The sequence below is a fragment of the Candidatus Poseidoniia archaeon genome, from assembly GCA_030748895.1.
Classification (GTDB): Archaea; Thermoplasmatota; Poseidoniia; order MGIII; family CG-Epi1; genus UBA8886.
The window spans coordinates 113,021-136,216 of the sequence record JASMLC010000004.1 but is presented as its reverse complement, the minus strand read 5'-3'; the positions used below and the strand labels follow the sequence as shown (position 1 = coordinate 136,216).

18 protein-coding genes and 4 tRNA genes are annotated in these 23,196 nt (G+C 63.1%); 12 read left to right on the top strand and 10 right to left on the bottom strand.

The window, feature by feature from the left end:
• A partial coding sequence (locus QGG57_02940; GenBank protein MDP7007128.1) for an SHOCT domain-containing protein occupies positions 1-308 on the top strand: 308 nt, incomplete at its 5' end.
• A gap of 135 nt (positions 309-443) precedes the next feature.
• Here QGG57_02940 and QGG57_02935 read toward each other — a convergent pair.
• Positions 444-530: transfer RNA gene (locus QGG57_02935), tRNA-Ser, on the bottom strand.
• A 114-nt stretch (positions 531-644) separates the two neighbouring features.
• Between QGG57_02935 and rdgB the strand changes: the two genes are divergently transcribed.
• Positions 645-1,205, top strand: coding sequence for an RdgB/HAM1 family non-canonical purine NTP pyrophosphatase (rdgB, locus tag QGG57_02930; protein ID MDP7007127.1), 561 nt, complete (start codon positions 645-647; stop codon positions 1,203-1,205).
• Here the strand turns inward: rdgB and QGG57_02925 are convergent.
• Positions 1,202-1,564 carry a 6-carboxytetrahydropterin synthase gene (locus tag QGG57_02925; protein ID MDP7007126.1) on the bottom strand — a complete coding sequence of 121 codons (363 nt, stop codon included), beginning with the start codon at positions 1,562-1,564 and terminating at the stop codon, positions 1,202-1,204. The genes rdgB and QGG57_02925 overlap by 4 nt on opposite strands.
• A gap of 91 nt (positions 1,565-1,655) precedes the next feature.
• Between QGG57_02925 and metG the strand changes: the two genes are divergently transcribed.
• Both metG and QGG57_02915 read left to right on the top strand, forming a co-directional pair.
• On the top strand, positions 1,656-3,650 hold the full coding sequence (gene metG / locus QGG57_02920) for a methionine--tRNA ligase (GenBank protein ID MDP7007125.1): 1,995 nt from the start codon (positions 1,656-1,658) through the stop codon (positions 3,648-3,650).
• A gap of 87 nt (positions 3,651-3,737) precedes the next feature.
• A tRNA-Arg gene (locus tag QGG57_02915) sits at positions 3,738-3,813 on the top strand.
• Positions 3,814-3,851: 38 nt separating this feature from the next.
• On the opposite strand, the gene QGG57_02910 is transcribed toward QGG57_02915, so the two are convergent.
• Positions 3,852-4,790 (bottom strand): pyridoxal-phosphate dependent enzyme, encoded by a 939-nt coding sequence (locus tag QGG57_02910; GenBank protein ID MDP7007124.1) that lies wholly within the window; start codon positions 4,788-4,790, stop codon positions 3,852-3,854.
• Between the two features lie 65 nt (positions 4,791-4,855).
• Between QGG57_02910 and QGG57_02905 the strand changes: the two genes are divergently transcribed.
• Together QGG57_02905 and QGG57_02900 are read left to right on the top strand one after the other, a co-directional pair.
• Positions 4,856-5,275, top strand: a complete 420-nt coding sequence (locus tag QGG57_02905) for a hypothetical protein (GenBank protein ID MDP7007123.1) — start codon at positions 4,856-4,858, stop codon at positions 5,273-5,275.
• Between the two features lie 20 nt (positions 5,276-5,295).
• Entirely contained in the window at positions 5,296-6,108 is an 813-nt protein-coding gene (locus QGG57_02900) for an SDR family oxidoreductase (protein MDP7007122.1), read from the top strand.
• Here the strand turns inward: QGG57_02900 and QGG57_02895 are convergent.
• The 3 genes from QGG57_02895 to QGG57_02885 are packed head-to-tail and all read right to left on the bottom strand — an operon-like array spanning position 6,105 to position 11,360.
• The gene (locus QGG57_02895) at positions 6,105-7,907 is read right to left on the bottom strand and encodes an acyl-CoA dehydrogenase C-terminal domain-containing protein (GenBank protein ID MDP7007121.1); all 1,803 of its coding nucleotides are present in this window, start codon (positions 7,905-7,907) and stop codon (positions 6,105-6,107) included. The genes QGG57_02900 and QGG57_02895 overlap by 4 nt on opposite strands.
• A 1-nt stretch (position 7,908) precedes the next feature.
• Positions 7,909-10,224: a 3-hydroxyacyl-CoA dehydrogenase/enoyl-CoA hydratase family protein gene (locus QGG57_02890; GenBank protein ID MDP7007120.1), complete on the bottom strand. Its 2,316-nt coding sequence runs from the start codon at positions 10,222-10,224 to the stop codon at positions 7,909-7,911.
• On the bottom strand, positions 10,224-11,360 hold the full coding sequence (locus tag QGG57_02885; GenBank protein MDP7007119.1) for a thiolase family protein: 1,137 nt from the start codon (positions 11,358-11,360) through the stop codon (positions 10,224-10,226). The genes QGG57_02890 and QGG57_02885 overlap by 1 nt, the downstream gene beginning before the upstream one ends.
• 75 nt (positions 11,361-11,435) lie before the next feature.
• Between QGG57_02885 and QGG57_02880 the strand changes: the two genes are divergently transcribed.
• Positions 11,436-12,182, top strand: coding sequence for a helix-turn-helix domain-containing protein (locus QGG57_02880; protein MDP7007118.1), 747 nt, complete (start codon positions 11,436-11,438; stop codon positions 12,180-12,182).
• 79 nt (positions 12,183-12,261) lie between these two features.
• On the opposite strand, the gene QGG57_02875 is transcribed toward QGG57_02880, so the two are convergent.
• Positions 12,262-12,339: transfer RNA gene (locus QGG57_02875), tRNA-Pro, on the bottom strand.
• Between the two features lie 119 nt (positions 12,340-12,458).
• Between QGG57_02875 and QGG57_02870 the strand changes: the two genes are divergently transcribed.
• From QGG57_02870 to speB, 3 genes are read left to right on the top strand one after another with little or no spacing between them, the layout of a single operon-like run.
• The gene (locus tag QGG57_02870) at positions 12,459-13,013 is read left to right on the top strand and encodes a TATA-box-binding protein (GenBank protein MDP7007117.1); all 555 of its coding nucleotides are present in this window, start codon (positions 12,459-12,461) and stop codon (positions 13,011-13,013) included.
• A gap of 23 nt (positions 13,014-13,036) precedes the next feature.
• Positions 13,037-13,432, top strand: a complete 396-nt coding sequence (locus QGG57_02865) for a translation initiation factor IF-5A (protein ID MDP7007116.1) — start codon at positions 13,037-13,039, stop codon at positions 13,430-13,432.
• Positions 13,425-14,285, top strand: a complete 861-nt coding sequence (gene speB, locus QGG57_02860) for an agmatinase (protein ID MDP7007115.1) — start codon at positions 13,425-13,427, stop codon at positions 14,283-14,285. The genes QGG57_02865 and speB overlap by 8 nt, the downstream gene beginning before the upstream one ends.
• Here the strand turns inward: speB and QGG57_02855 are convergent.
• Entirely contained in the window at positions 14,282-14,890 is a 609-nt protein-coding gene (locus QGG57_02855) for a DNA-3-methyladenine glycosylase 2 family protein (GenBank protein MDP7007114.1), read from the bottom strand. The genes speB and QGG57_02855 overlap by 4 nt on opposite strands.
• A gap of 50 nt (positions 14,891-14,940) precedes the next feature.
• Here QGG57_02855 and QGG57_02850 point away from each other — a divergent pair.
• Positions 14,941-15,028: transfer RNA gene (locus tag QGG57_02850), tRNA-Leu, on the top strand.
• A 46-nt stretch (positions 15,029-15,074) separates the two neighbouring features.
• On the opposite strand, the gene QGG57_02845 is transcribed toward QGG57_02850, so the two are convergent.
• The gene (locus tag QGG57_02845) at positions 15,075-15,302 is read right to left on the bottom strand and encodes a (2Fe-2S)-binding protein (protein ID MDP7007113.1); all 228 of its coding nucleotides are present in this window, start codon (positions 15,300-15,302) and stop codon (positions 15,075-15,077) included.
• 107 nt (positions 15,303-15,409) lie between these two features.
• Complete coding sequence (pdxT, locus tag QGG57_02840) at positions 15,410-15,949, bottom strand: pyridoxal 5'-phosphate synthase glutaminase subunit PdxT (protein MDP7007112.1); 540 nt, start codon at positions 15,947-15,949, stop codon at positions 15,410-15,412.
• A 141-nt stretch (positions 15,950-16,090) separates the two neighbouring features.
• On the opposite strand from pdxT, the gene QGG57_02835 reads away from it, so the two are divergent.
• Complete coding sequence (locus QGG57_02835) at positions 16,091-23,194, top strand: cupredoxin domain-containing protein (protein MDP7007111.1); 7,104 nt, start codon at positions 16,091-16,093, stop codon at positions 23,192-23,194.
• Positions 23,195-23,196: the final 2 nt, after the last annotated feature.

Here is a 23,196-nt window from a genome sequence, read left to right as displayed (position 1 = left end):
AAAGCAAGGAAGAAAATTTAGATTATGAGTCTGCAATATCTTTATGGGAACAAATTGGTGATTTCAAAAAATCAAAGGAAGTCCGCAGGAAAATGCTGGACGAGAAGAAGGTCGACCAAACGATTGTCCATGGCGACTATGTTGATGACCGTGATACTATCGTAAAGGACAGTGTCCTCAACCGTTCCAATGTCGGCGGAGGTTCTTCCAAAATGCAAGAACTGAAAGAACTAAAAGAAATGCTTGCAGAAGGCTTGATTGACGACGACGAGTTCAAGCAGATGAAGAAGGAGATTCTGGGGAAATAGGCGGATATAAGCCATCAGAATGGGATTGAATGAACGCCGGCAGGCCCGACTACCACCTTATGACACCCCGGTCTTTGGGGTATTATGTCCCGAAATCGCAACGTTTCGTCGCGACACTCTCGTCAGAGAGTAATGTGGCGCGAGGAGGGGGATTTGAACCCCCGTGGGACAAGCCCATCGGATTAGCAATCCGACGCAATGGCCAGGCTATGCGATCCTCGCGCACCGTTCGCGACGCTGCCCCGGTTAAAGAGCCTGCGGCGGCGTTTCCCCCTCGCTGCCCGAGCCGCTCGCCGACCACGGGCAGCGGCTAAAACCGGCCGCTGCTACGGGGGCATGGAGCTGGGGCTGGTGACGTCCAACGCGGGCAAGCTGCGCGAGCTGGCGGCGGCGCTGGAGCCGGCGGGCCACACGGTCGCGCAGCGCGCGCTGGAGTATCCCGAGGTGCAGGCGGCGACGCTCGGGGCGGTGGTCGAGTTCGGGCTCGAGTGGCTGGCGCAGCGCCACGCGGGCGAGGCGCTGCTCATCGACGACGCGGGGCTTTTCGTCGACGCGCTGGGCGGCTTCCCCGGCGTCTACAGCCGCTACGCGCACGACACCATTGGCCCAGCCGGCGTGCTGGCGCTGCTCGGCGACGGGGCGGAGCGCAGCGCCGAGTTCCGCTGCGTGCTCGGTTTGCTGTTGCCCGACGGCGGTCGCCAGCAGTTCCGCGGCAGCTGCCGCGGCCGCATCGCGCGGGAGCCGCGCGGCGACGGGGGGTTCGGCTACGACCCGGTTTTCATCCCCGCAGGCGACGAGCGGACTTTCGCCGAGCTGCCGCTGGCGGAGAAGAATGCGGTCAGCCATCGCGGGCGGGCGCTGGCGGCGCTGGCCGTGTATCTCGGCGACAGCGGCTAGCCGGGCCGGTAGGCGCAGCGCGTATCGCCCTCTTCGGCAACGATGACTTCGACCAGCCCCGGCAGCGCCGGTTCCAGCCGCTCGAAGACCCAGCGTGCCAGCACTTCGGTCGTCGGGTTTTCCAGCCCCGCAACGTCGTTGAGGTAATTATGGTCAATCAGGCTGCCGACCCCCACTTCGTAGGCGGCATCGACGTCGTAGTAGTCGGCGACCCACTGCTTCTCATTATCGGCGTCGCCCTCGATGGCGAGCGTGACGGTGAAGCAGTGGCCGTGCAGCCGGTGGCAGGGATGCTCCGCGGGCAGCCGCGGCAGCCGCCGCGCCGCCTCGACGGTATAGTCGCGCTCGATACGGAACACGCCCCGGCAGCCGCGCGGGGATAAGAGCGCTGTCGCCCGCGCCCCTTCGCCGGCGCCCGTGGCTGATTTATAATGGGCGGATTGCGCCACCGTGAAGCACGTCCTCGTCGCGGTCGCGTGGCCGTATGCCAACGGGTCGCTGCACCTGGGCCACATGGCGGGCTGCTACCTGCCGGCCGACATCTTCGCGCGCTACCACCGGCTGAAGGGCAACCGGGTGCTGATGGTCAGCGGCAGCGACATGCACGGCACCCCCATCATGGTCACCGCGCAGCAGGAGGGCGCCAAACCGGAGGAGGTCGCGCTGCGCTACCACGAACTCAACTCGCGCTCCATCGAGCAGATGGGGATTTCGTTCGACCTGTTCACCCACACCCACACGCCCGAGCACGAGGCGGTGGTGCACGAGATTCTCGGGCGGCTCGATGAAGCGGGCTTCATCGAGCCGCGCACTACCACTGCGCCGTATGACCCGAAGGCGGGGCAGTTCCTGCCCGACCGCTACGTCGAGGGCACCTGCCCCCACTGCAAGTCGACCGGCGCGCGGGGCGACCAGTGCGACGAATGCGGTAAGACGCTCGACGCCGACGAGCTGATTGACCCGCACCCGAAGCTGAACCCCGACGTGCCGCTGGAGTTCCGCGAGACCGAGCATCTCTTCTTCCGGCTCTCGGCGTTCCGCGAAAAGCTGCTCGAATGGCTCTCCGAGGGCAAAGGCCACTGGAAGTCGAACGTGCTCAAATTCACCCGCAACTGGCTCGAGGAAGGCCTTGTGGACCGCGCCGTGACGCGCGACCTGGAGTGGGGCATCCCGGTCCCACGCGAAGGCTACGAGAACAAGCGCATCTACGTCTGGTTCGAGGCGGTGATGGGCTACTACTCGGCGTCGCGCCACTGGGCGCAGTTGCAGGGCGACGACGAGGCGTGGCGCAAGTGGTGGGATGACCCGGAGGCGGAACACCGCTACTTCATGGCCAAGGACAACATCCCCTTCCACACCATCATCTGGCCGGCGATGCTGCTGGGATGCGGGCTGCAACTGCCGCACGACGTCCCGGCCAACGAATACCTGCTATTGGACTCGGCGCAGTTTTCCAAGTCGCGCCGCCACGCGGTCTGGATTCCCGACTATCTCGAGCGCTACGACCCGGAGGCGCTGCGCTACTATCTGGCGGCAGTCATGCCCGAGCAGAAGGACGCCAGTTTTTCATGGGAGGACTACGTCACGCGGGTCAACACCGAGCTCATCGGCAATCTCGGCAACCTGCTGCACCGCGTCGTCTCCTTCGCGCAGAAGAATTTCCCCGACGGGCTCCATGCCGACGAGTGCGCGCTGCCGGAGCTGCGCGACCGTGTCGCGACCGCGCACGCGAAGATGGACGCGGCGCTCGCGGCGTGCAAGTTCAAGCGCGGGCTGGCGGCGATGCTGGAGCTGTCGCAGGCGACCAACGCCGCGCTGAACGAGGCGGCGCCGTGGAAGCTGCTGAAGCAGGACCGCGCCGCGTGCGAGGCGCAGCTGGTCGGCTTCCTGAATGTCTGCCGCTCGCTCTCAATCATGATGACGCCCTTCCTGCCCAAGGCAGGGGAAACCGCATGGCGCTACCTTGGCCTGCCGGGAACGCCGCAGGCGGCGGGCTGGGAGGCGGCGCTGGACGGCGCGACTGATTTTACCCTGCAGCGGCCCGAACCGCTGTTTGCAAAACTGGACCTGAAACAGGTACTGGAGAAAGAAATGCCCCAAGACGAGCTACCAGAGCTAAAGCCAGAAATCAGCTTCGACGACTTCAAGAAGCTGGATATCCGCATCGGCACCGTGACCGGCGTGGAGAAGCACCCCGACGCAGACAAACTGTGGCTGCTGGAGGTCGATTTCGGCGGCCCCACGCGCAGGCTGGTGACCGGCCTGCGCGGCATCTACGAGGCTGACGAGCTACAGGGGCGGCAGATTGCGGTGCTCGTCAACCTGCAGCGCGCCAAGTTCCGCGACGTCGAGTCGGAAGGGATGTTGCTGGCGGCCGAGAGCGGCAAGCTAGTGAGCCTGCTCCAGCCTGACCAGCAGGTGGAGAACGGCAGCAGGATTCACTGACGATAGATATTTAAAAGAGACAGTGCCGGTGGAGCCATCGGGCGGCTACAGCCAAATCCCTTAAGCCGCCCCACTTCCCGGCGTGCGGGGCCCGTAGCCTAGCTGGAAAGGCGCCGGCCTTCTAAGCCGGAGACCCGGGGTTCGAATCCCCGCGGGCCCGCCATGCCCCACCTCACGGCGCCGTGCGGGTGAGCCCGCCACTCACTCGCCGAAAAACTCCGCGGCATCAATGTTGCCGCCGCTCAGGATGACGCCGACGCGCTGCGCGTCGCTCTCGAAGGTGGGCGAGAGCGCCGCCGCGAGCCCGATGGCGCCGCTTGGCTCAACCAGCAGACCCAGTTCGACGCGCAGCAGCCGCATCGCCCGTCGGACAGCGTCGTCGTTGACGGTGATGATGGCCGCAAGATGGTCGCGCAGGATGGGCCAGGTCAGCTCGCCCAGGCTGGAGAGCAGCCCGTCGCAGATGGTATCGGGCCCAGTCTGTGGAATGAACTTCCCGACGGCCAGCGACCGCGCCGCATCGTCGGCGCCAGCCGGCTCGGCGCCATAGAGCGCGACTCCGGGCGCGGTGCCCCGCACGGCGATGCAGGTGCCCGAGAGCAGCCCGCCGCCGCCGACCGGCGTGATGATGGCGTCGAGCTCGGCCTGCGCCAGCAGCTCCAGCGCGGCGGTGCCCTGCCCGGCAATCACGCGTGCGTTATCGTAGGGGTGCACCAGCACCGCGCCGGTCGTGCGCCGCAGTTCCGCCAGTGCGCTTTCGCGCGCTGCCAGCGTTGGCTCGCAGAGCGTGATTTCGGCGCCGTAGCTTTCGACCGCGTGCAGCTTGATTGGCGCTACATTCTCGGGCATTACGATATGCGCCGCGATGCCGCGCATCTGCGCCGCGAGCGCCAGCGCCTGCGCGTGGTTGCCGCTGCTGTGGGTGCAGACGCCGCGCGCCGCTTCGCCTTCGGGGAGCGACGCGACCGCGTTCCACGCGCCGCGGAACTTGAACGCGCCCACCTTCTGCAGGTTTTCGCACTTGAAGACGAGCTCGCGACCCGCCAGTTTGTCCAGCGCCCGGGACGTCCTGACCGGCGTCCACAGCGCCACGCCATCGAGCCGCGCAGCGGCAGCGCGAACGTCGGCGAGTGTAACCATCGTGCGGGGCAGCCTGCGAAGGGATTATATCAGACCACCCGTTTTCCCCATTTGGAGTAGACGCCATGAATTGGGAAACCGGTTCTGAAGGTCCGCTGCTGGTCAGTGCCCGGGTGACCCATGCCCGTGGCAAGCTGCAGGTCGAGCAGCGCATTACCAACACCGGCCCGGCACCGCTCTCGCAGCTCGAATTGCGACTGCTCTACGACCACGGCGAGCTGCGCCCGCACGGGCTCGACCGCGTCGCCGTCAGCCAGCTGCTGCCAGGCGACTCGCACTCCGAAGAAATGTGGCTCGAGCCGCGCCACGAAGTGCAGGACGCGCCGCTCGCCCTGCGGGTGCGCGCCAGCGACCCCGCCGGCGCCAGCGCTGAATGCCGGCTCGAGCTGGGGCTCTTCAGCTACCACCTGCACGGCCGCCCCTACTCCGGCCCGGTGCGCGGCGCGCTGCGGGTCGAGCGCGCGCTGACGCGGGACGCTCATTAACTCCCCCCGGCTGGCCCCGCGTGGGCGAATCCCCCTTCCGTGACGACCTGTTTGCCGGCGCACGCGTACTCGTGACGGGCGGCGGCACCGGGATGGGACTGGCGTTTGCGCAAACGTTCGCAGCGCACGGCGCGCAGGTCGCCATCGCGTCGCGCAACGCTGAGCATCTCGCGGCGGGCGCGGCCACCGTCACCGACGCCACTGGAACGGAAGTGCTGACGCACGTTGTCGATGTCCGCGACGCTGAGAGCGTGGCGGCGCTCGCCGCCACGCTCGAATCGGAATGGGGTGCGCTCGACGTGCTGGTCAACAACGCCGCCGGGAACTTCTTCGCGCCGGTGGCCGAGATGAGCGAAAACGCCTGGCGCGCGGTCGTCGACATCGTGCTCGACGGCACCTTCCGCGTCTCGCGCGCCTTCCACCCGCTGCTGCGCAAGGGGCGCGATGCGAGCGTCGTCAACATAGTCGCCAACTACGCCTGGGGCGCCGCGTCCTACGTCGCGCACTCCGGCGCCGCAAAGGCGGGGGTGCTGAACCTGACGCGGTCGCTGGCGCTCGAGTGGGCCAGCCATGGCATCCGCGTCAACGCGCTCTGCCCCGGCGTCGTGCCGACCGAAGGTGCCCGGGCCAACCTGTTCCCGGCGCCCGAGATGGAACAGATGATTACCGACACTATCCCGAAGGGGCGGCTCGCGACCGCCGACGAGATGGCGCTGCAAGTGCTCTGGCTCGCCGCGAGCGACTACGTGACGGGAGAGTGCCTCGTCGCCGACGGCGGGCAGTGGCTGGCGGGCAACCCCTTCTACACGCTCGGGAAGCTGGTCGCCGACTAGTTGCCCGAGAAGCGATGGTCGCCCGCGAAGCCGGCGTCCGGCATCGCCATCATGGTCTTCGCGCCGGAAGCGATGGCGACCGCGCGCGAGATAGTTTCGGGGAAGACACGCTCGAAAAAGTAGCGCCCCGTAATGAGTTTGTATTCGTAAAACTCCCCTTCGTCGCGCTTCGCAAAGGCGACCTTCAGCATCTGTAGCCACATGTAGCCCAGCGTCACCAGCCCGAACTGCCGCAGGTAGTCGGTCGCGCCGGCGCCGATTTCGCGCGGGTTGCCCATTCCCCTCTGGGCCAGGAACAAGCTGGTCTTCTGGAGCCCGCGCAAGCCTTTCGCGAACGGCTCGACAAATTCCTTCAGGTCGGGGTCGTCGCGATTGGTCTCGACGAACTCCAGCGCAGGATGGAAGAAGCGGCGCAGCAACCGCCCCATATCGCGCGGCAGTTTGCGCCCCGCCAGGTCGAGCGCCTGAATGCCGTTGGCGCCTTCCCAGATGGGGGCAATCCGCAGGTCGCGCACCAGCTGCTCCATGCCGTGCTCCTTGATGTAGCCGTGACCGCCGTAGATTTGCAGCATGTCGTTCGCGATTTCGCACCCAAGGTCGGTGCAGAGCGCCTTGACAATCGGCGTCAGGATTTCGACCAGTTCACCGTTCGCCTCGCGCGTTGCCTCATCGGGGTCCGCATGCGAGCGGTCAATCGACATCCCGGTCCAGACCGCCAGGCAGCGCATCCCTTCGATGAGTGACTTGGCGCGCAGCAGCATCCGCCGGATGTCGGGATGCACGATCAGTGGATCGGCTTCCTGTTCCGGAAACCGGGCGCCTTTCAGGTCGCGCCCCTGCAGCCGGTCCAGCGCGTACGCCAGCCCGTTCTGGTAGGCAATCTCGCCGATGCCGATGCCTTCCATGCCAACCGCCAGCCGCTCATGGTTCATCATCGAGAACATCGCGCGCAGCCCGCGATTCTCCTCACCAATCAACCAGCCCTGTGCTTCCTCAAGCGCTATAACGCAGGTGGGAGAGCCCTTGCATCCCATCTTTTCCTCGATGGAGAGCGCTCGAATGGAGTTGCGCTCGCCTAGACTGCCGTCGTCTGCCGGGATGAACTTGGGCACCAGGAAGAGCGAGATTCCCTTCACGCCCTTCGGCGCATCGGGCAGCCGCGCCAGAACCAGATGAAGAATATTTTCCGTTAAATCATGTTCACCACCGGTAATGAATATCTTCTCGCCGCTCAGCCGGTAGCTACCGTTTTCCTGCTCCACCGCCCTGGTACGCAGCAGCCCCAGGTCAGTCCCGCAATGCGCCTCCGTAAGGCACATGGTACCGAACCACTCGCCGCTGACCATCCTCGGCAGATATAGTGTCTTCAGCTCCTCACTACCATATTGATGGATGCAACGATAGGCTCCCTTGGTAAGTCCTGATATGGTTGCCAGCGCCATGTTGGTCGCGCACATCACCTCGTCACCCAGCACCTCAAGGGCGGTTGGGAACCCCATCCCACCGTATTCCTGATGCGCGAATAGCGTCACCAGTCCAGTATCGCGAATAGCGTTAATCGCGTCGTGGAACTCAGGTGGCAGCGTTACCTCCCCATCCTTGAATTTCGCGCCGACTTGATCTCCAATCTTGTTACTTGGAAGCCAGACGTCTTCCACAATCTCAGCTACCTGGTCAGTAATCATCTGTAGCATATCCCAGGTCACCTCCTCGTAGCCAGGATACTGTGTCAGTCGCTCGACCTGCATCACCTCGCGCAGGACGAACTCGAACTCCCGTTTCGGCACGCGGTATTTCATCTCAGTTCCTCAGCGGGTTTCCCGTCGTGAGCATATGCTCAATCCGCGCCAGCGTTGGTGGCAGGCGCACCAGCGCCATGAACGCCGCGCGCTCCAGGTCAAGTATGTCGGAATCGTCCAGTTCTTCGGTGGGGTCGGTCCCGCCGCCGCTCAGCACAATAGCCAGCTGCCCCGCGACGACCTCGTCGTGTGGTGTCGCCTTGCCCGCGCGGAGCAGGTCCGCCACCGCCATCTCCAGCCCGACGCGGCCTGATGGGCCGGGCAACCGGTGTGTTGCCATTTCGGGCGGTGCGTAGCCATCGACCAGCTCAAGGCAGCGCGCCTTGGCGTCGGCCAGCACGCGGTCGCGGTTCATCGTGATGCGGTCGCCGTCGCGCAGGATTTGCATGTCCCGCGCCTCGAAGGCGCTCGTCGCCACTTTTGCAGTGCCGACGTTCTCGAAGATTTTCGCGACGGGTGCCATTGGGCCGTGTGGCCCCGCCTCGGTCCAGCGGCGCAGCATCTCTTTGCAGCCGCCCCACGCGGGGACCAGCCCCACGCCGACTTCAACCAGCCCCGTGTAGGTCTCGGAGTGCGCCTGGATGGCGTCGCACGCCAGCAGCACCTCGCACCCGCCGCCGATGGCGAGTCCACTCGGTGCGCCGACGACCGGGAAGCTGGAGTGCTTGAGCGTCATGAATGCCAGCTGGCCGCCGCTAATCATCTTGCCGATTTCGTCCCACGCACCGACGTTGGCGACGAAGAGCGCCAGCCCGATGTTGGCGCCGGCCGAGAAATGTTCACCGTCGTTGCCGACCACCAGCCCGACGAAGTCGCCCCCCTCCACGACTTCAACCGCCTCGGCGGTCATTTCCAGGCTGAGCGGGTCAATCGCGTTCAGCTTGCTGTGGAACTCGAGCAGCGCGATGCCGTCGCCCGCGTCCCACAGAGACGCCGACGCGTTGCTTGCCAGTGGTTCGCCCGCCTTCCGCAGGTCGGCGACGCGCAGCGCCCCCTCTTTGCGCGGGACCGTGCTGTAGCTGCCGTCGGCCAGCAACTGCGTCTCGCCGTCGTAGAGCGGCTTGCCGTGCGCCAGCAGTGGTGGAACCGCCAGGCCAGCGTCAGCCAGCCGCTTGCAGAACCAATCCACGCCGAGCGCGTCGAGCATCTCGAACGGACCGCGCTTCCAGCCGTAGCCGAGCCGCATCGCTGCATCAACGTCGGCCGGCGCAGCGGCGATTTCGGGCACCAGCGACGCAGTGTAGGCGAGCGTCTGCGACAGCACTTTCCAGGCGTACTCGCCGCCGCGGTCGGGGTATTCCACAAGCGCGCGCAATCCCCGTTTGCCCGCCTTGGGTGATTCGAGCGCCACCTTGCGGTTGGCGGGCGCGTATTCGCCCGTCGCCAGACTGCGCGCCTCCTTCACCTTCTTCCCGCCGTCGCGGTTAAGCCGGTAGAAGCCGCCCTTCCCTTTGCGGCCAGTATAGCCGGCCGCAATCATCCCGGAGATGGTGGCGGTGATGCCGTTCTGCTCGGCTTCGGCGACCACCCGCCGGTAGTCATCGTCGTCGGGCAGCGTCGCCAGCATACTCTCGGCGATGTGCGGCACCAGATCCAGTCCGACAAGGTCGAGCAGCCCGAATACCGCAGTCTTCGGCACGCCAATCGGGCGCCCCATCACCGCGTCCGCCTCCTCGACGCTCAGCCCCATCTCGACCGCCGCGTTGATGGCGCACTGCATCCAGTAGGCGCCGATGCGGTTGCCGATGAATCCCGGCGTGTCGTTGCAAACCACGACGCCCTTGCCGAGCCGCCGGTCGGCGAAGTCCCGGAAGGCGTCGAGCCGCTCCGGCTCCATAGTTGGTGAAGGCACAATCTCCAGCAGCCGCAGGTAGCGCGGCGGATTGAAGAAGTGGGTAATCATGAAGTCGCGCGCGAAGCGCTTGCCCATCCCCTTCGTGAGCTGCGCGCGCGGAATGGTCGAGGTATTGGAGCTGATGATACTGCCGTCCTTGCGGACTTTTTCGAGCTGGCGGAAAACTTTCTGCTTTATATTAAGGTCTTCGAGAACCGCTTCTACAATCCAGTCCGCCTCGGCGACGCGGCCGAGATGGTCCTCCAGGTTGCCGGGCCGGATGCGCTCGGCAAAATCGGGATGCATCAGCGGCGCCGGCTTCGTCCGGGGCAGTCGCGCTATCGCGCCACGCGCCAGTGCGTTGCGGTCCGCGGCACCTTCCGGGACGATGTCGAGCAGTTCCACGCTCACCCCGGCGTTCGCCAGGTGCGCCGCGATGCCGGCACCCATGACGCCCGAGCCGATGACTGCCGCGCGCTCCATTACGCTGCCTCGAGCACCGTCGCGATGCCCTGTCCGCCGCCGATACACATCGTCGCCAGCGCGTAGCGACCGCCCTCGCGCTGGAGCAGCGATGCTGCCTTGCCGGTGATGCGCGCGCCGCTCGCCCCCAGCGGGTGGCCCAGTGCAATCGCACCGCCGTCCAGATTCACGCGGTCGTGCGACAGCCCCAGTTCGTCCAGCACCGCTAGCGACTGCGCTGCGAACGCCTCGTTAAGCTCGACAAGGTCCATCTGCCCCAGCTCCAGCCCGGCGCGTTCGAGCGCCTTGCGGGTCGCCTCGACGGGGCCGATGCCCATGATTTCGGGCGCGCAGCCCGAGACCGCGGTGGCGCGGATGCGCGCCATGGCGGGCAGTTTGTGGCGCTTTGCGTAGTCAGCCGAAGTCACCAGCACCGCCGCCGCGCCGTCGGTTAGCGGTGACGAAGTGCCGGCCGTCACGTTGCCTTCAGCGTCGAACGCAGGCTTCAGCCCCGCCAGCGCCTCGAGGCTGGTGTCGGGACGCGGGCAGCCGTCGGCGCTGACCGGGCCACCGCCGTTTTCGACCGGCACGATTTCGTCAGCGAAGCTGCCGTCGCTCGCCGCGCGCACCGCGCGCTGCTGCGACTCGAGCGCGAATGCCTCCTGCGCTTCGCGCGAAACATCGTATTTGCGCGCCAGGTTCTCAGCGGTCAGCCCCATGTTAATGTAGACTTCGGGCGCGCGCTCGTAAAGCCCCGGATGCGGCAGCGGGTTGAACCCCATCATCGGCACGCGCGACATCGACTCGACCCCGCCGCAGACGAACGCCTCGCCCGCGCCAGACGCGATGGCGCCGGCCGCCATGTGGATGGCCTGCATCGACGAGCCGCAGAAGCGGTTCACCGTCGTCCCCGCCACCGCTGGCGGCAGGTCCGCAAGGAAGCCGACAATGCGCGCCACGTTGAGCCCCTGCTCGCCTTCCGGGAACGCGCAGCCGATAATCAGGTCTTCCAGCCCGGCCGGGTCGGTGCCGCTCCGTTCGAGCAGCCCGCGCACCACCTGTGCCATCAGTTCATCAGGTCTCACCTTCGCCAGCGCGCCCTTGCGAGCGGGGGTGAAGGGCGAACGGACATAGCCTGCAATTACTGCCTCGCTCATCAAACCCCAAACTTCCCGGTATATAATAGTTTAATAAAGTAAAACATTTATATAGCAGAACCCCTTTTGCGGAGCGTGGGCACCACACCACACAGTCCGGATGCCGTACTCCACACGCTGGGGCTTTCCGACGGCGAGGCGGAGGTGTACCGGCTGCTGCTCCGGGCTGGCGAAGCCAGTGTCGGGGACATCAGCCGCGGCTGCGCCTTCTCACGCGCCCGGATTTACGGCATCCTGGACAACCTCGCCGCCCACGGTGCGGCGCATCAGGTCTCGGCGCATCCGCGCACCTACGCGCCCGAGAACCCGCGCCGGCTGGCCGAGCTGCGGCTGCGCGAAGTCGAAGCGGCCTGCGCCGCCGCCGAGGAGACGCTGATTCCGCTCTACGAAACGCAGGAGCGCTCCTACACAGAGTCGGTGACGGTGCGCGACATGGGTGTCTTCCAGCAGGTCGAGGAGATGTGCCTGCGCGCGACCGAGAGCATCGACGGCATTGCCGCTTTCCTGCCGTCGGCCATCCCCGACTCGCTCTGCCGCGCACTCGCGAGCGGTTCGCGCGCCGGCGTCCGCGTGCGGCTGCTCTTCCCGCTGGGCGAGGCGCCGCTCGACCTGGCGCGGCTCCCCGGCAATTACGAAATCCGCCGCGCCGCGACCCCCGCTGCCGGGATGTTCATCATCGACCAGGCCGAATTGCTCATCGGCGGCCTGGAAAAGCCGGAATCAGCGGCGCACCTGCTCGGGCTCTGGTTGCACCACGAGGAGCTGGCGCGGCTTTCGGGGCTGATTTTCGAGACGCTTTTCGCGGCGGGCGAGCCACTCTAGCGGGTCGCCCGCCATCGTCAGCCGTGAGCGTGCTGGCCGGGGGTGATTTGTCGGTCTGGACGGATTGCAGCAGCCGAAATGGTGGGCCCGCCCAGATTTGAACTGGAGTACCGGCGTCCCGAACGCCGAAGGATTGACCAAGCTACCCTACGGGCCCCGCCGGCGGCGCCACGCAGGGTGCGCTAAAAAGGTCGCGGAACCGATTCTGGATGCGTGCTGAATCATATTTAAGCTTTATATAGCTGACTTAAATAGGCGGTCCTCAGGGGTTTTACCATGGCTGAAATAACAGTAGTCAACGTTGTAGCAAGCGCCTCGATTGGCAAGGAACTGATGTTGCAGGACATCGCCTTCCAGCTCGAGGGGGCCGAGTATGACCAGGACCGATTCCCGGGCCTGATCTACAAGCTCGCCGAGCCGAAAACGGCGGTGCTCATCTTCCGCAGCGGGAAGGTGGTCTGCACCGGCGCGCGCTCGATTCCGGACGTGCATGTCGCCATCAACAAGGTGGTGGCCGAGCTGCGCACGCTCAAGATGCCGGTCCATGACGAGCCAGATATCGTCATCCAGAACATCGTCGCCACCACCAATCTGGAGTCGACGCTCAACCTGATTCAGATTGCGATGTCACTCGGCTTCGAGAACGTCGAATACGAGCCCGAGGCGTTCCCCGGGCTGGTCTACCGCATGGCTGACCCGAAGGTCGTGCTGCTGCTCTTTGGCAGCGGCAAGATGGTTTGCGTCGGCGCGCGCGAGGTCAACGACATCAAGAACGCCGTCCGCAACATCAAGCACGAGCTGCGCACCGCTGGACTACTGCGCGAGGACTAGCTTCCCACCAGCGAGACGCAACTATGACCACCACTATCCAGGAAATCCGGTCGCTCAAGGTAGGGCGCTACATCCTCGTCGATGACGCTCCGTGCCGGATTGTTGAGTACATCACCTCCAAGCCCGGCAAGCACGGCGAAGCCAAGGCGCGCATAGTCGCGGTCGGAATCTTCGACGGCACCAAACGGTCGCTGGTCCACCCCGTCAAGCACAAGCTGCACGTGCCGCAGGTGGACAATCGCAAGGGGCAGGTGCTGGCGCACATGGGTCCCGAGGTGCAGTTCATGGACCTGGAGACCTGGGAGACCTTTACCATCCCGATGGCCGACATCCCCGAGGAGTTCCAGGGCAGCCTCGAGCCCGGCAGCGAAATCCGCTTCCTGCAGGCAATGGGGCGGCGGCTGGTCACGCGTGCCTGAGTTTTTTGCCGACGCTGAAGCGGCTTTCGATGACGCGCGTTTCGTAATCTGGGGCTACCCCTTTGATGGTACTGCCTGCTTTCGCAAGGGTACTGCCGCTGGTCCAGAGGCGATTCGCTTCCACAGCCACAATTTCGAGTCGTGGCTCAACGAGCTGGGCCTCGACCTGCGCGACGTTCCGGCCCACGACTGGGGCGACGTCGAAGCAGTCGCCGACCAGGCGGCCAACAACAGTGCCATCGGGGAAATCGTTGGCCGCATCGGTGCTGCCGGCAAGTTCCCGGTCGGCCTCGGCGGCGAGCATTCGCTCACCCCGCCGGCGGTCGCCGCACTGAAGCAGCACTATCCCGAACTTGGAGTCATCATCCTCGACGCGCACCTCGATTATCGCGACGGCTATCAGGGCGCGAAGTGGTCGCACGCCGCGACGACGCGCCGCGTCTCCGAAATAGTTGGCCCCGAGCGTGTCCGCCCTATTGGCATCCGCTCGCTCTCGCGCGAAGAGCTGCACGCTGCGCGTGAGGATGGGCTGCACTACGTCGAGGCGGGCTGGAGCGAACTGCGCGAACACCTCTCCGATCTGGTCGAGTCGCTCGATGGCCCGCTCTACCTGAGCCTCGACATGGATGCGATTGACCCCGCTTTCGCCCCCGGCGTCGGCACCCCCGAGCCGTTCGGCATGACTCCCTATGAGGTGGTGCAGGTTCTCAATTTCCTGAGCGACCGGCTGGTTGGTTTCGACTGTGTCGAGACCTGCCCGCCCGCCGACAACGGTAACACCGCGGCGCTCGCGGCACGACTGGTGCGCCATACCATCGGCGCCGTCGCCAAGGCACAGCCACGCGACGGTTAGTACTCGACCGGCTCCGGGTCGAGCGAGCGCCAGAGGTACCACGTCGCGACCGACCGCCACGGCCGCCACACCGCGCCGATTTCGCGCAACTGCGCCGTCTCGAGGTCGTCGCCGTAAGCACGCCGCATCCCCGCCACCAGCCCGAGGTCATCCAGCGGCAGCACGTCGGGTCGCAACACGTGGAATATCAGAAACATCTCCGCCGTCCAGCGCCCCACCCCGCGCAGCCGGCAGAGCCGCGCAATCGCCGCCTCGTCGTCGAGCGGGACCCAGTCAATGTCCCACACCTCCCGGTCCTGCGCCAGCCCATGCAGGTACTCCGCCTTGCGTTGCGAAAGCCCTGCCGGCCGCAGCTGTTCGACGCTGCGCGTCAGCACTGTCTCGACGCTCACCGCCCCGCCGCAGATGGCCTCGAGCCGGCCCCAGACGGTCTGTGCCGCCCTGACCGAAATCTGCTGTCCCACTATCGCGCGCGCGAGCGTGAAGAACGGCTCCGCGCGCGGTTCGAGCCGCTCGCCCGGGAAGCGGTCGATAATCGCCCCCAGCACCGGGTCGCCCGCGCGCAGTTCGTCGCAGGCGCGGCCCCACCACTTTGGCTTGCCCATGCCCCGGGCAGCGACGCGCGGCTAAAATACCCCCGACCTTCGGCCGCAGGGCGCGGGTCGCATAGTCTGGCCAATCGCGGAAGGCTCAAGACCTTCTCCCTCAGGGGTTCGCAGGTTCGAATCCTGCCCCGCGCACCACTATCCTTTTACGAAGCCCGTTTTTTAAATAATAATCGTCGAGAACTCAGAACTTCATCAGGCAGCGCTCGACGACCTCTCCGTGGCGCAGGTGCCGCTCGATGATTTCCGGCACATCGCGCTCCGGGTCGGCGATGCGATACCACACGCCTTCCGGGTAGACCACGCAGGAGATGCCGTTCTCGCAGAAATCAAGGCAACCCGACTTCTGCACCCGCACTCCCGTCAGGCCCGCCTCGCGCGCGGTCGCCTTCATCTGCTTCAGCACCGCCAAGCTGTCGCGCCCGGCACAGCAGGGGCGCGCGGCATCGGGCGGCCGCTCGTGCCCGCAGATGAAGACGTGCCGCTCGTAGCCCGGCTGCGGGCGGCCTTTCGGGTCAGTTACCGTGGTACCATCTCCAGCCAGCGCTGGTGCAGCCGCCGGTCGCTGGTCAGCTCGGGGTGGAACGTGAGCGCCATGTGTGGCGGCTGCACCGCACCCACGATATTTCCGTTGTGCCACGCTATCGGGGTACACCCATCGTCGGTGAAGGCGATGGCAGGCGCCCGGATGAAAATTCCGGGAAACGGTTCGCCCGCCTCCAGCGCGACGTCGGCTTCGAACGACTCCTGCTGCCGTCCGTAGGCGTTGCGGTCCAGCTCCATCGCCATCCGGCCGAGCGTTTCGCTTCCGCGGCCGAGCAGGATGGCGCCGGCGCACGTCCCCAGCATGGGGCGCTCCCACGCTCGCAATGGCTCCCACAAGCCGGCGTTTTGCAGCAGGTGGCGCAGCGTTGTGGACTCGCCGCCCGGCACCACCAGGCCATCCACTTTTTCCAGTTCTGCGGGCGTCCTCACCTCCCCCACGCGAGCGCCGCACGCCGCCAGCGCCCGACAGTGCTCGCTGACCGCTCCCTGCAGTGCCAGTACCCCGATTTTCACGACGGTACAGCCCTCCCCCTGCTTTATCGCTTAGCCCGTTTTCAGGCCGGGCGAACGCTTTATATGAACCGCGCAGCATGATGGGAACCCTTCAGTGGGTATCCCACCCGCTGAGACAAGGACTCAACCAAGGTGTGTCATATGCAAGAAACCCGTACAGAGAACTCTATCGCCTGGACTGCAAGGCTCGTTGCCTTCGTAGTCGCCGTAACCATGGTCACCAGCACGTTCGTGCTGCTGGCGCCCAATGCTGCGGCCAAGACCGGAGGACCAGATACCTTCGGATACAACTTTACCGACAGTACTGAATCGGATGGTAAAGTGTCGTATGACTGGATTGATATCCTGAGTACTGGGACATCCATAGGGAATCCCGGTGACTATGTCACCAGTGCATTCGACATGGGCTTCACCATAACCTATTACGGTGTAGACTACGACGAATTCTACCTCGGCGGTGACAATGGGTGGTTCACGTTTGACGCACCCTCTGTCAGTTACGCTTGGGTTCCATACCTAATGCCATGGACCGGGATTGCTGGCACCATGCTCTCACCCTACTGGCAGGACTACCGTTACTGCGCAAGTGGCGCAGACATCAAGTACGAGACATTAGGCACAGCTCCCGACCGGAAGCTGGTAATCACCTGGAACAAGATGAACATGTACTACTACTGTACCTCGTCTGACACGACTACCTTCCAGGCCATCGTGTACGAGAATGGTAACATCGTTTACCAATATCAGGATGGTACATTCTACGGAGCAGGTTCCTACGAGACAGTCTCGATTGGTATCCAGACAAAGGGCGGTGACGGCCTGAGCTATGCCTACTCCCAGATGAGTTCCTCGTACAACAACAAGGCCATCATGTTCTACCCACCTCCGCCCCCAGTGGACCAACTGAAACTGGACAGTCCATCTGTCCCGGATCCCCTCTCGCTGGCGACCGAGAACTCGATGTCGGCCAACGTAGTCAACAAGGGTACTGACACCCAGACCGACGTTGGCGTCAACGCCAAGGTGTTCTCAACTGCAATCAGCACAGTTATTGACGAGGACTTCGACTCTGGCCCCGGCGACTTCACCTCCAGTTCAACTCACGGTGCTAACCTCTGGACAGGAGACATTAATGACAGCCAGGGCGCACACGTTAGCAACTACAACTACGGCGACGACTACTACAATGACGGTGACACATCCGATCGCTCTATGTCGTCCGGCCGTAAGGAGGCTGCAGTTGGCGGCATGTTCGACGACAGTACGCGCATTCACCATGACGGCACCCACCTCTATGTTTCCGACAGGCTGCATGGGCAGATATGGAAGTTCGACAGTTCCAACTCCGGAACGGTTGTCATTCAGGGCCTTACCAACCCGCTGGACGTGACCACGGATTCAAGTGGCAATATCTACGTGATAGGCCGCTGTTCGGGCATAGGTTACCTGTATTGTACCAACACGTGGGTAAAGAAGTTCAGTTCGACTGGTACCCTTCTATGGACTACGGGTGGGTCGACAATCAAGTACGGGACCGGAATTACCTACTATGACGGGCAGGTCTTCGCGCTGCAGGTCCACTTCCAGACCGCGAATACCAAGATAGTCAAGCTGGACGCAGATGACGGCTCGCTTGATGGCACCTTCACCTACGGTAACGGCAAATCACGTTCCTACTACTGGGAAGATTTGGACGTAGATGACGACACTGGTGACATCTGGATGATCTGGCGCCATTACAGCCAGTCAACACTGCGGAAGTACACTCGCAGCTCCGGCGGCAGCTACAGCGCCAACTCATACACTGACTGCCAGTACAATGGCGCCGGGTATCTGTACTACTCGAGCAGTGTCGATGTCTATGAGGGCTCTGTCTACACGTCAGGTTATTACTACACCAGCTTCTATGGTGGCCTGAAGAAGATTTCGACCACGAGTTGCTCCTGGTCCACCGTAGTATCAGATTATGGCGGTGGCTGGAACACCTACGTGGGTTCGATTGCCATGACCGACACTCATGTGTACGTCAGCAGCATGTACCACTTCCGTGAGTACTACTTCTACAACGCTTACGACAAGGTCGGCTACTATGACCTTTCGGACGGTAGTCTTGACAAGGTGCTAGGACCGCAGCCTGCGATGCTGAGCCACCTTACGACCCCCTCAATTGACACCTCGACCGCAGTCGGTATGACCCTCAAGTTCAAGCACTCGTACTTCTTCTACTTCCGGTACGAGGGCGCTATCATGGAGGCTTCGACCGATGGCGGTACTACGTGGGAGTACATTGACAAGGACAAGTTCACCACTGGTGGCTATGTTAGTGGTATCAACGGCCAGATTATATCGTGGTACAACACCCCCGAAGAGGTAGTCCTGAAGCAGGCATTCACCTACTACGCCTACAACGGCGGCCTCGGTGGCTTCGATGTGGCCTGCCGGCAGGAGTGCAAGTGGGATTACACGGAGGTAGACCTGGGCGATTACACCGGCTACCCCGACGTTAAGGTACGCTGGACAGTGGCCTACAACCAGTACTGGTACAGCTCCGCATGGTTGTACTACAACAGCTACTTCCGCCTCGATGACGTGTCGGTTGATTTGATTGATATCGACCAGACCTTCGTCGATGAGACCAAGACGATTGCCTCGATTGCCTTCAAGGAGACCGTCGCGGTCGACTTCACCCCGTTCACGCCTGCGGCGAACGGCCTGAAGTCGGGCGATATGGTCGGCGTCTCGATGGCCATCATCGACGACTATGGTGACGAGGATCTCTCGGACAACCGCTTCAACGCATTCCGCGACGTCAAGTACGTCATCTTCTCGGAAAACTTTGATGACTGCGACGCCAGCGACTGGATTTTCGGTCGTGACTCTTCGGGTGCCTCAATCTGGAGCGCAGACTCGAACGACGCCACCTCTGCACCCTGCTCGCTCGACAGTGGTCGCAAGTACGACCAGACCAGTCCAGGCGATCCGTGGGCCTCCACACCCAACCTCGACCTGAAAATGCCGGTTTCGGCTGAATTGACCTTCCAGCACTCGTACTACTTCTATTACACGTACGATGGAGTGGTCGTCGAAATTTCGGAAGACGGTGGCGAGACATGGGGCCCATTTGCGCCTGTTGGTGGCTATACCCAGTCAATCTACAACTACGCGTTCTACGCGAACCCACTTCGTGGTTACCCCGCGTTTAGCTTCTATGGTAGCGCGGGCGGTGCCTTCACCTACACACCCTCGCCACAGGCGTGGGAGAAGAAGACCTTCGACCTGACCCCGTATGTAGGACAGGACGACGTTCGCGTCCGCTGGCACGTCGGCTGGTCCTCGGTTGCCTTCGGCACCTACTCCAACGGCTTCTACCGGTTGGATGACCTCGCCATTACTGGTGTGGTCTACAACGACAACCTTGCTATTGCGGCCCCCGACGTAGTCGACCCGATTCCGATCAACGGCAACCCCGATATTGGCACCACCGTGATTAACGCGGGTGTCAATCCCCAGACCGCTGGGACGTCCATGGCACGCCTCACTATCGGAACCGAGGACGTCACTAACCTGATTGCCGAGGATCATGACAGCTACACAGCTTCGAACCACCCCTGGACGGCGTCCTATACGACTCCCGGCGCTTCCTGGAGCAGCCAGCCTGGCTGGACATTCCCCTCTGGACAGGATGGCTTTGACGGGTCTGACGCTTGGGGTCCTGGCAACAGCAACGGCGGTGAGTTCGCGATGTACTACGCCGGTGGTGAGGGCTTCCTGGTTACCGAGTCGTACGATCTGAGTTCGGCTCCGGATGACGCCAAGATGACCATGCTGCACCGCTGGAATTTCCACTGGACTAGTGGGATGGGCTACAACCCGAACGGCGGAATCGTCGAAATCTCTACAGACTACGACTCGTCCACGGCGGGTTCGGAAACCTGGACCAAGGTAGTTCCGACCAGTGGATACAACGGACAAATCTACAACTACGCTGGTTGGGGCAATCCGCTCTTTGGACAGGATGCTTTCGTCGGCACGAGCGGTGGCTCGTCGGCGTGGCCAGACGGTGACTGGATTGAGAGCGAGTTCAGCCTTGCTGACTATATCGGCGAGGATAATGTCGCCTTCCGGTTCCACTTCGGGTTCTGGAACTACATGTGGCCGTATGACGGTGAGAAGTGGGTGATTGACAACCTGAATATCACCGGCACCGATTTGGCAGATGTAGTTTACCAGGACACAGTCAGCATCTCTGGTGATGGTACTGGTGGGGCATTCGCCAGTGGCGAGTCCAAGGATATCAACTGGAACTACCATTTCAGTGTCCCCGGCCAGTACAAGGTGCGGGTAGAGGCTTGGATTGACGGCTACCTTGATGAGGACGGTAACGTTGCAGTGGACGAGTTCTCCGGTGATAACAAGCGCGATATATCGCGTGAGACCATGTTCACCGTGGCATACACCGACGCTGAAGCTGAGATGACGTGTGCAGGCTGTGTCAACGGTGGCTCAGGCGACCTCTACGCGGACGGCTGGTCAACCACCCTTGCGATGGGCACAGCAGACTGGCATACTCAGACGTCTGAGGTCTATGCTGGCGCAGCCTCTTGGGGTCTTGGCGACGATACCTTCGGCACAGCCTACAACGGTGACGACGCACGGCTTAACTCGCCCTCGATAGATCTGTCGCAGGCGACCTCGTCCAAGATGGTGTTCAAGCACCGGTATGCATTCTACGCCTCCGTCAGCGCCTTTGCCGCGTACTATTACGAAGGTGGCAACGTTGACATATCGACCGCCGGCCCATCCGGTTCCAGCTCCACCCGGAGCATTGTGACACCAACCCAGGGCAATCTGTATGGCGGCACGATCTACAACTATCTCTACTACGGCAACCCGCTGAATAACCTGCCGGCGTTCGTCTCTTCTTCGGGAGGTTGGACTGAGTCGCAGGCGCGACTCGACACCTTCACCGGTACGGGAATGGACGACATGTCAGTCAGCTTCCATTTGGGTGGATCTTACCCCGACTGGGATCCGGCCTGGTTTGTTGACGAGGTTGGTATCTACGCTCTCGGTTTCGACATCGAGCAGACCTCCTCCAGCCTGCCCTACAAGCTGGAGCTGGGCGAGGGTTCAACCATCACCACGAGCTTCAAGAACGTGGGCATGGGCGACCTTGGCACTGGCGGTCCAATCAGCAGCGCTGACATCTACGCCTACGCGATAGACTCTGACGGGAACACCGTCTGGAGTGACAGTTCCTACTCCATCAGCAACTTGCCGATGGCTAGTGAGACTGGCACTTTCAGCATAAGCTTCCCTGGTATCTCTACGCCCGGTATGTACACCATCGGTGTCAAACTGGCCACACCCGGTACGAGCGACACGCTGAAGGACCTGTTCGCGACGAACAACGGTGCCAGCCACATGCTGCTGGTAGGTACCGAGCAGAATCTCGGCACCCCGCTGCTGACCGGCGGAGAGGACTGGGTTGACGTGGCAGACGAACCTGCCTCAGTCGGCGACGGTGCTCTCTCGGTAAGCTGGGACGAAACCGACGTGGTTACTGATGACATGGGCATCTCAATCGTTGGCCAGGTCGGCGGCTACAGCCCCGGCTATGTTGAGGCCTTGCTCGGAACTACCATCACCTGGACCAACGACGACACCATTACCCACACAGTGACCTCCACTGATGGTGACTGGCCTGAAATCACGCTCGCCGCAGGCGATAGTGCTTCGCTGACCTTCAGCGAAGTCGGGACTTTCACCTACTACTGTGGCTTCCACACGATGATGGCTGGCACAATCGTGGTCGTCGCGGCGGCAGTCGCGACCGAGCAGGCGCGTACCAACTATGTGCCACTCTGGACCGATGACAGCTACCTCATGTTCTGGGCCGACTACGACATGAGCGCCGGCAACGAGATCATGGTCTTCGCACAGCAGAAGGGTCACTCCTTCGACAGCGGCAGGACCGTTGCACTCTGGTCACCCAACGGCTTCACGATAGTCGATGGAAGCGACCACAGCGCCGTCGGCGGCTCGCTGGCGGGTGACTCGGGCGGTTGGAATCCCTACTACATCCACCTCGACACCAGCAAGCTGGGCCTGAACGGGATGGACTACGACCCTGCACCAGATAACCAGTACTCCTTTGTCTTCCAGGCGAAGGGTCCGCTGGGTAGCGCCTCCATTGGTGGCGTCAAGGTGGTCCGTACGCTCGACCACGGTATCTTCTGGGACAAGGTCGACCACGACACGCGTGTGTACGAAATCTACCCCTCGCTGGGTGTGGATGTCGTCTACACCGCGCGCAACATCGGAACCCTTGCCAACGTGCTGGAAATCTCTCCGGCACTCGTGGCGGGAGGCAGTGCATACGACACCACTGACTGGTCCATCTACCGGGCGGTGACCGACTCCAGCTCTGGAACACCGGTGACCACTTCCTCGATAGACGGAACCACCAGCATCCCGCTGGATGCTGACCAGCAGGTGACCATCACCCTCTCTATCTGGGCCCCCGACTTCGACTGGGACACTGGCGAACCTGCCGGTAACCGGGAGTTCGACATCAAGCTGAACGGCAAGGACACCGCGAACAACGCGGATATGGACGAGCCTCTCTCAGCGTCGCTCTTCATCCGGCCGCCTCAGTTCTCACTGACTGGCATCTCGGTTGACCGCATTGCGGTCCTCGAGGGCGACGACAACGGCGTCTCTATCCGGGTCACGGCCGAGAACGACGGCAACTACGCACAGGATGTGCTGGTCGTCTTCTACGTCTACGACCCCAAGGGCGGCAAGATGGTCTCCTTCCCGGACGGCATGAAGCGGGTTACCCGCATCGGCGACACCGAAATTGCCCGCATGGCGCCCACGGCTGTGCTGACTGAGCAGAAGAAGGTGGACAACAAGGTCCTGACCTACAGCACCGCTTCAATAACCTGGGTCGACCCCTTCATTCCTGAGAAGGGAGCAGAGAAGGGTAACGGCGGCGAGTACTGGGACGTGACCGTCTATGCCCAGATCAACCCGACGCTCGAGACCGAGGACATCGCGGACGGCCGCACTCACCATGACGAGTTCCTGAATCAGCAGGACGACAACGTCATCAGCGGCACCGTCTCGATTGTGGCAGCGTCCGATACGACTCCGTCGTTCGCGTTGACCCTCTTCGGACTGAGCATGGCATCCCTCCTGGCTGGCCTGGGTGTAGCCCTCCGCCGCCGGGAAGACGCATAAAC

Coding starts and splice junctions, on each gene's coding strand:
- rdgB (MDP7007127.1), top strand. CDS start 645: ATGGAGCTGGGGCTGGTGACGTCCAACGCGGGCAAGCTGCGCGAGCTG.
- QGG57_02910 (MDP7007124.1), bottom strand. CDS start 4,790: ATGGTTACACTCGCCGACGTTCGCGCTGCCGCTGCGCGGCTCGATGGC.
- QGG57_02905 (MDP7007123.1), top strand. CDS start 4,856: ATGAATTGGGAAACCGGTTCTGAAGGTCCGCTGCTGGTCAGTGCCCGG.
- QGG57_02895 (MDP7007121.1), bottom strand. CDS start 7,907: ATGAAATACCGCGTGCCGAAACGGGAGTTCGAGTTCGTCCTGCGCGAG.
- QGG57_02890 (MDP7007120.1), bottom strand. CDS start 10,224: ATGGAGCGCGCGGCAGTCATCGGCTCGGGCGTCATGGGTGCCGGCATC.
- QGG57_02885 (MDP7007119.1), bottom strand. CDS start 11,360: ATGAGCGAGGCAGTAATTGCAGGCTATGTCCGTTCGCCCTTCACCCCC.
- QGG57_02870 (MDP7007117.1), top strand. CDS start 12,459: ATGGCTGAAATAACAGTAGTCAACGTTGTAGCAAGCGCCTCGATTGGC.
- QGG57_02865 (MDP7007116.1), top strand. CDS start 13,037: ATGACCACCACTATCCAGGAAATCCGGTCGCTCAAGGTAGGGCGCTAC.
- QGG57_02855 (MDP7007114.1), bottom strand. CDS start 14,890: ATGGGCAAGCCAAAGTGGTGGGGCCGCGCCTGCGACGAACTGCGCGCG.
- QGG57_02835 (MDP7007111.1), top strand. CDS start 16,091: ATGCAAGAAACCCGTACAGAGAACTCTATCGCCTGGACTGCAAGGCTC.